This window comes from Pseudomonas persica (assembly GCF_900291015.1).
Lineage (GTDB): Bacteria > Pseudomonadota > Gammaproteobacteria > Pseudomonadales > Pseudomonadaceae > Aquipseudomonas.
Window position 1 is genome coordinate 1 of sequence record NZ_OLKL01000119.1, and the last position, 277, is coordinate 277.

Consider the following 277-nt stretch of genomic DNA (forward strand, 5'->3'; position numbering starts at 1 on the left):
GACTTGACCCCATTGACACCCTCATCGAAATGAGGAAACAGCACAAAGAGGGCAAAGTCAGCGCAGGTCTCAACCCCTTCTCCGGCAAAGTCGATGACATGTACGAACACAATGTCGTGGAACCCTACAGGGTTGGAAAGCAGGCAATCAACGCCGCCACCGACACTGCAGTCATGATCCTCCGTATCGATGATGTAATCGCATCTTCGACCACGCAGGAAATGGACATGTCCGACTTGGATATGGATGATTGAAACTGTTAAATAAACAAGGGAGG

Annotated in this window: 1 protein-coding gene; it reads left to right on the forward strand. The window is 49.8% G+C overall.

The window, feature by feature from the left end; genetic code table 11:
• On the forward strand, nt 1-254 hold a 254-nt coding region (locus tag FQ664_RS25960; RefSeq protein ID WP_218570421.1), incomplete at its 5' end, for a TCP-1/cpn60 chaperonin family protein.
• Nucleotides 255-277 lie beyond the last annotated feature (23 nt).